Annotated in this window: 5 protein-coding genes and 1 rRNA gene; all 6 read left to right on the forward strand. The window is 52.2% G+C overall.

Translation table 11 applies throughout. The features are described from left to right. The first annotated feature begins 40 nt into the window (after positions 1-40). On the forward strand, positions 41-1,111 hold the full coding sequence (gene thrC / locus CJP46_RS30695) for a threonine synthase (protein ID WP_094599423.1): 1,071 nt from the start codon (positions 41-43) through the stop codon (positions 1,109-1,111). Further along, positions 1,108-2,067 carry a homoserine kinase gene (thrB, locus tag CJP46_RS30700; protein WP_094599424.1) on the forward strand — a complete coding sequence of 320 codons (960 nt, stop codon included), beginning with the start codon at positions 1,108-1,110 and terminating at the stop codon, positions 2,065-2,067. The genes thrC and thrB overlap by 4 nt, the downstream gene beginning before the upstream one ends. A 1-nt stretch (position 2,068) precedes the next feature. Then, positions 2,069-2,965, forward strand: coding sequence for a prephenate dehydratase (gene pheA, locus CJP46_RS30705; RefSeq protein ID WP_094599425.1), 897 nt, complete (start codon positions 2,069-2,071; stop codon positions 2,963-2,965). A gap of 3 nt (positions 2,966-2,968) precedes the next feature. After that, positions 2,969-3,853, forward strand: a complete 885-nt coding sequence (gene ilvE, locus CJP46_RS30710) for a branched-chain-amino-acid transaminase (protein ID WP_094599426.1) — start codon at positions 2,969-2,971, stop codon at positions 3,851-3,853. A gap of 169 nt (positions 3,854-4,022) precedes the next feature. Beyond that, positions 4,023-6,161, forward strand: a complete 2,139-nt coding sequence (locus tag CJP46_RS30715; RefSeq protein ID WP_094599427.1) for a LysM peptidoglycan-binding domain-containing protein — start codon at positions 4,023-4,025, stop codon at positions 6,159-6,161. Between the two features lie 630 nt (positions 6,162-6,791). Continuing rightward, positions 6,792-7,101: ribosomal RNA gene (locus tag CJP46_RS30720) — 16S ribosomal RNA — on the forward strand; the annotation flags it as partial.

Below are 7,101 nucleotides of genomic sequence, written 5' to 3' on the forward strand. Positions count from 1 at the left end.
CTGTTCATAACTACCTCGAATACAGAAAAGGAGTCTTACGATGCCATACCAAGGTTTACTGCAAACGTACAAGGAATATTTACCCGTGAACGACAATACGCCGCTCCTGACGCTGAAGGAAGGCAACACCCCGCTGATCCGCGCCGTAAATTTGTCGGAGGAGCTTGGACTCGATCTTTATTTTAAATATGAAGGGTTGAACCCTACCGGTTCGTTCAAAGACCGCGGCATGGTGATGGCCGTTGCCAAAGCCATAGAGGAAGGCAGCCGTACGATCATGTGCGCCTCCACGGGTAATACCTCGGCCGCAGCGGCGGCTTATGCGGCACGCGGCGGATTGAACTGCATCGTCCTTATCCCGAATAACAACATTGCGCTCGGTAAGCTGGCGCAGGCGATGATTTACGGTGCCAAGGTGATTGCCATTGAAGGCAACTTTGACCGGGCCCTGGAGATCGTCCGCGACATTACGGCCAAGCATCCGATTACGCTCGTGAACTCGGTCAACCCTTTCCGCATTGAAGGGCAAAAGACGGCCGCTTTTGAAGTGGTGGACCAGCTCGGCAAAGCGCCGGATGTGCTGGCCATTCCTGTAGGCAACGCGGGCAATATTTCCGCGTACTGGAAAGGCTTCAAAGAATACCACGCAGCCGGTAAAGCCTCCTCGCTGCCGCGCATGGTCGGTTTCGAAGCCGAAGGCGCGATGGCGATCGTGAAAGGTGAGCCGATCCTCGAGCCGGAAACGGTCGCAACCGCCATTCGGATTGGCAACCCGGCCAGCTGGAAAACGGCGGTCGCTGCAGCGGAGGAATCGAACGGCCAGATCAATTATGTCACCGATGATGAGATTCTGAGCGCATACCGCACCATTGCCGCACGTGAGGGTGTCTTTGCCGAGCCGGCTTCCGCCGCATCGGTGGCAGGGGTGTACAAGCTGAAGCGCGAGGGATTTTTCAAGGGCGGTGAGACGGTTGTCTGTGTCCTGACCGGTAACGGACTGAAAGACCCGAACGTGGCGCTGAAAACGGTCAACGCTGAACCCGTCGTCGTACCGGATACAGAAGAAGCCGTTATGGAGGCCATCGCGAAGCTGGAAGAGGAACGGGTATGATTCAGCCTGGCGGCGTGCGGGTGAGAATCCCTGCCAGCACCGCAAATCTTGGTCCGGGTTTCGACACGCTTGGCATGGCGCTGTCACTCTATGCCTGGATCGAGATGAAGGAAGCGGAACATACCGTATTTCATTTGTACGGAGACGAAATGCAGGGAATTCCCCAGGACAAAAGCAATCTTTTATATCAAGTCGCGCAGCAGGTGTTCGAGCGTGCCGGAGTTCACGTGCCCGAGATCGAAATTTCCATGTATTCCGACATCCCTTTGACCCGGGGGCTGGGAAGCAGCGCCACGGCGATTGTCGGGGCACTGGCTGCGGCCAACGCGCTCATCGGATCACCGCTGACCAAAGCGGAGTTATTTGATATGTCCACAGGCATTGAGGATCATCCCGATAATGTCGGCGCTTCGCTGTACGGTGGCATCATCACAGCGATTTGGGACGGCGTTCATGCCGAATGCATCCGCTTTGATCCGCCTGAGGATCTGGAGGTGCTGGTCGTCATACCGGATTTTGAGCTCGCGACTTCTGAAGCAAGGAAAGTTTTACCGGATCATATCAGCCGCAAGGATGCGGTGTATAATGTAAGTCGGGCCTCCTTTTTGGTCGGAGCGCTGGCCGGCGGCCGGATGGATCTCATCGGGAAAGCGATGTCGGATCGCATGCATCAGCCGTACCGGGCTCCCCTCATTCCGGGCATGTCCCGGATTTTGGAGGAAGCGGCGGATCACGGCGCGCTTGGCGTAGCGCTGAGCGGTGCGGGTCCCACGCTGCTCGCTTTGGTGGACCGCCATGAATCCAGAAAGAATGAACTGGAAGCCTTCCTCCTGAATACGATGAGGGCTGAGGGCATCAACGCATCCGCCAGGTGGCTGCTTCCGGACAGGGATGGAGCCATTGAGATTTCCGGGATGCCGTCCCGTTCATTTATGGATATGGTAAAGGGGAAGTAAGATGAAACGAATTGCATTATTGCCGGAAGGGTCTGTGTCGCACGAGGCCGTGGCATATTTGCTCGGGAATGAGCCGGTGGAGTTGGTATATCATAAGCTGATTTCCGACGTTTTTCTGTCGACGGCACAAGGAAAAACCGATTACAGCGTCATTCCGATCGAGAACACGATTGAGGGCTCGGTAAGCCTGCACATGGACTGGTTGGTGAATGAAGTCGATATTCCGATGCGGGTGGAGTGGGTCTATCCGTCGATCCAGAATTTGATCGGTGACCGTCAGGAATTCATGTCCGATGCAGGGGAGATCGACTACAGCCGGATTCAGAAAATTTTGTCTCACCCTGTGGCCACGGCGCAGTGCCAGCAGTTTATCCGCCAGCACGCCCCTCAGGCCGAACTGATCAACGCAGGCAGCACGACCGAAGCCGTAGGTATCGTTAAAGCCAATCCGGGAAAAGGCTGGGCCGCCATCGGTACCGCACTTGGAGCGGCTACTCACGGGCTCGACGTGCTCGCCAAGCGCATTACCGATCATGACAACAATTTTACCCGGTTCGTTCTGATCGGAAATAGGGAACTTCCGCCGCTCAACCGGCCGGTTGAGCAGCAAAAAACGAGCGTGCTGGTGACGCTGCCCGAAGATTTTGCGGGAGCGCTTCATCAGGTGCTTTCGGCCTTTGCTTGGAGGCGTTTGAATTTGTCGCGGATTGAATCCAGACCAACCAAGAAAAAGCTGGGAAGCTATTACTTTTATATCGATGTGCTCGAATCCGTGGATTCGGTGCTGCTGACGGCGGCCATCGGCGAGATTGAAGCGCTGGGCTGCCAGGTACGCGTGCTGGGATCATACCCGAGCTATACTTATCAGGATCAGGAACAAAATTCGGAGGTGCGGTAACAGATGTCAGAACAGTGGATTTACTTAGATGGAGAATTTGTAACGAAAGAGAACGCAAAAGTTTCAGTGTTTGATCACGGCTTCCTGTATGGGGATGGCATTTTTGAAGGAATTCGAATCTATGAGGGCAACATTTTCAAATGCAAGGAGCACTTGGACCGCCTGTATGATTCCGCGAAATCGATCGATTTGGTTATCCCGCTGTCCTTCGAGGAAATGCGCGACGCTATGGCGGAGACGATTCGCCGGAACGATATGCGCAACGGATATATCCGCTTGATCGTATCGCGCGGTGTGGGGAACCTGGGTCTGGATCCGAGACGTTGCCCGAAGCCAACCGTTCTTATTATTGTGGAGCAGCTGGCGATTTATTCGGAGGAAGCCTATTTGAACGGACTGAGAGCGGTATCGGTGTCGCAGCGCCGCAACCTGCCTGACGCGCTGAATCCGAAGATTAAATCCTTGAACTACCTGAACAACATTTTGGTCAAAATCCAGTCGAACTTTGCGGAAGCGGACGAGGCGATCATGCTGAACGCTCAGGGATATGTGACCGAAGGCTCGGGCGACAACATTTTTCTCGTTAAAAATGGTGTCGTCTACACCCCTCCTTGCTACCTTGGAGCCCTGGAAGGCATTACGCGCATGGCAATTATCGAGCTCTGTGAGAAGCTCGGCTATAAGCTGAAGGAAGAACCGTTCAGCATGCACGACGTGTACATTGCTGACGAAGTATTCTTTACCGGAACCGCTGCCGAAGTTATAGCCGCGCGCGAAATCGACGGACGTGTGATCGGCAAGGGACAGGCCGGACCGGTCACTTTGAAACTTCTTGAAGAATTCCGTAAAATCGTTAAGCAGGACGGTTACAAAGTTTGGGAATCCTGATCCTGACAGCTTTTTAATAACCTATTTTTCTCTAAAATCCTTTCATGATCTTCATCGTGAAAGGATTTTTTTGTCTAAAGGGATGTCATCCGCCCATCCCCTGCATAAGATGTAGTAACGAATGGAGGCGAACCACACGCCTACAAGAAGTTTAGGAGGTATTTGCCGCGTGAAAATACACATGGTCAAAAGTGGCGACACATTATATGAGCTTTCGAAAAAATACGGCGTTCCTTTGCAAAAAATAATCGACGCCAACCCGCAAATCTCCGATCCAAACCAGCTTACGGTCGGACAGAAAGTCAAAATTCCTGCGGAACCCATTCAGGTTCCAAACAACGATCAAATCATCCATAAGCACGTCGTCAAGCAGGGAGACAGCCTTTGGAAATTGTCCAAAGCCTGGGGCGTTACCCTCAAGGATATGATCGACGCGAATCCGCAGCTCAAAAATCCGAATGCGCTCCTTGTGGGGGAAGTCGTCAATATCCCTAAAGTCGGAGGCGTAACAGCCGAGAGTGTAGACGGGAATGTGAATGCCAAAACTCTCCCCGGCAACAAAACATATACCGGTCCCAAAGAAGAAATGACGGCACCGATTGAGGAGAATGTGAAGCCGGAAGAGATAGCAGAGAAACCGAATAAAGAAGAACTTACCGCTCCTATGGAAGAAAACAATGCGCAGGTGCTGCCGCAGCAGCTTCCCGAGCTCCCGAACATACCATCTCCTCCCCCGCTCCCCAACCTGTCGATGAACCAGGAAATGCCCGAGAAGACCTCGCCGAACTACACCCTTCCAAACGTTATGCCCGTAGCGGAGAATCAGCCCAATGTGATGCCAATGATGGAAAACAAACCGAACGTCATGCCTGCGGCGGAAAATCAACCCAACGTGATGCCGGCAGCCGAAAAGAAACCGGCCTACAAAAAAGAGGCCATTTACAGCGAAGTTACGCACAACCTCTTTATTCAGTACCCGGGCCCTGTACATGAGGTCGCTTCCTATTACGACATGCCGAATGCCGAGAACGAGAACCTGCAGCACGCCATGACAGAAAACAAGCAGAAAACGTCCTATTATCCGGGGATCGTTCAGGGAGCCGAGTATGAGCCGAACGCAAACGCTTTTCCAACAGGTGTGTCCCCTGCCTATATGCCGTATTGGGAAAATCATGAGCATCCGGTCGCTTATGAGCCCATCCATGTGGGGCCGGCCCATTACCAGCCGAATGAGGCGTTTCCGCACAGCGTAGAGCCAGCGTATTATCATCCGATGCACATCGGTCATGCGCCTATTAGCCCATGCGGTTGCCAGGGAGTGGTTTCGCCTTATTCGGGGATGGATCCATTCTACGATCATCATTATGCCGAACCGGTGGCAGCATACCCTAACGCCAATGCAATGTTTCCGAATGCTCAAGTAAGTCCGGTAGAGGTTTATCCGAACCAAATGCCGATGGTATCCCCGGCGGAAGCGTATCCGAATCAAATGCCGATGGTATCCCCGGCGGAAGCGCATCCGAACCAGATGCCGATGGTATCCCCGGCGGAAGCGTACCCGAACCAGATGCCGATGGTATCCCCGGCGGAAGCGTACCCGAACCAAATGCCGATGGTATCCCCGGCGGAAGCGTATCCGAACCAAATGCCGATGGTATCCCCGACAGAGGCCTATCCGAACCAAATGCCGATGGTATCCCCGGCAGAAGCGTACACGAACCAAATGCCGATGGTATCTCCAGCAGCGGCCTATCCAAACCAAATGCCGATGGTATCCCCGGCGGAAGCCTATCCGAACCAGATGCCGATGGTGTCCCCAGCAGAAGCCTATCCAAATTTCGCGCCAATGCATCATTACCCTGAAATGGAGCCGGCATATGCCCACCCGGGAATGCATCCGCATCATGCCTATCTCGCCCCATATGATTGGTGCTATCCGTCACCCTATGGAATGGGTGTTCCTTCGACATTGGGAGCGTATGAGCATGGTGGGCCAAACGCCCCTTTTGTAGGGGCTGCCGAGAACGCTCCGTATTGGGACCGTAACCCAGCTTCTGCATATCCAGCCCCGATTGGGGAGGAGGAGGCTCAAGCAACTGCTGCCATCAATGAGGCGGCGGTCAATGAGGCATCCGAGGTAGGGGAGTTTGAGACTTCTGATGGCGAAACATCATTCAAGAAAGTAAATACGCTCAGTGAATCGAAGGACAAAGGAAAGGCTAATAAATCGAAAGCCCCCGCCGCCAAAAAGGAAAGAAAAAGCACGGCTGCAGAAAGATCGCGTAAAAACCCATGGATTAATGGATGATAGCGAGACGATGTGAGTGGAGCAGGCATTTCGAGATGGTCGTCGGAATGCCTGCTTTTTATTATGAGATCAGGGGAATATTCTTTTATACTTCATGGAATTGTATCGCTGATCCCGCATACGAAACTCACGCTAGAGCGATCTGTACTCTATGAAAAACCGTAATTAACCTTGCTTTTATCAAAGACCTAATATGAATATATGAAAGGGGTACACGAATTATGATAGAATTTATTTGTTATGGGTAAAAATATAGTATCGAATCTATCATTTAACACATGGAATATTTTGTGTGTTGCAGCGGCGATGAAACCTGTGATAAATTATAAATCCGGCCGAGTTAATGAATTAGCGTGGCTGGGAAAGAGAATAGATTTGATAGAAAAACTTTTTTAAAAAAAGTTCTTGCAAATCTACTGAGTCTATGATATATTATAAGAGTTGCTGCTGAAACATGAGGCGGTAACGAAGACGAAGTTTGATCTTTGAAAACTGAACAACGAGTGAGTATACATGCGATGGTCTTCGGACCGGAGCAACAAGAGATTAAATCAATCTCGTCAGTTTCAAAATGAGCTACAAACTTTCGTTGGAAAGCTACTCCCTTCGGGTGAGCAGATTCTTCCAACTTTCTTGGAGAGTTTGATCCTGGCTCAGGACGAACGCTGGCGGCGTGCCTAATACATGCAAGTCGAGCGGACTTGATGAGGAGCTTGCTCCTCTGATGGTTAGCGGCGGACGGGTGAGTAACACGTAGGCAACCTGCTTGCAAGACCGGGATAACCCACGGAAACGTGAGCTAATACCGGATATCTCATTTTCTCTCCTGGGGAGATGACGAAAGACGGAGCAATCTGTCACTTGCGGATGGGCCTGCGGCGCATTAGCTAGTTGGTGAGGTAACGGCTCACCAAGGCGACGATGCGTAGCCGACCTGAGA

The organism is Paenibacillus sp. XY044, assembly GCF_002257645.1.
In the GTDB taxonomy this organism is placed as follows: Bacteria; Bacillota; Bacilli; order Paenibacillales; family Paenibacillaceae; genus Paenibacillus_AQ.

Bases quoted from the DNA above. Each gene is read 5' to 3' on its own strand.
- thrC (WP_094599423.1), top strand. From the start codon at position 41: ATGCCATACCAAGGTTTACTGCAAACGTACAAGGAATATTTACCCGTG.
- pheA (WP_094599425.1), top strand. From the start codon at position 2,069: ATGAAACGAATTGCATTATTGCCGGAAGGGTCTGTGTCGCACGAGGCC.
- thrB (WP_094599424.1), top strand. From the start codon at position 1,108: ATGATTCAGCCTGGCGGCGTGCGGGTGAGAATCCCTGCCAGCACCGCA.
- ilvE (WP_094599426.1), top strand. From the start codon at position 2,969: ATGTCAGAACAGTGGATTTACTTAGATGGAGAATTTGTAACGAAAGAG.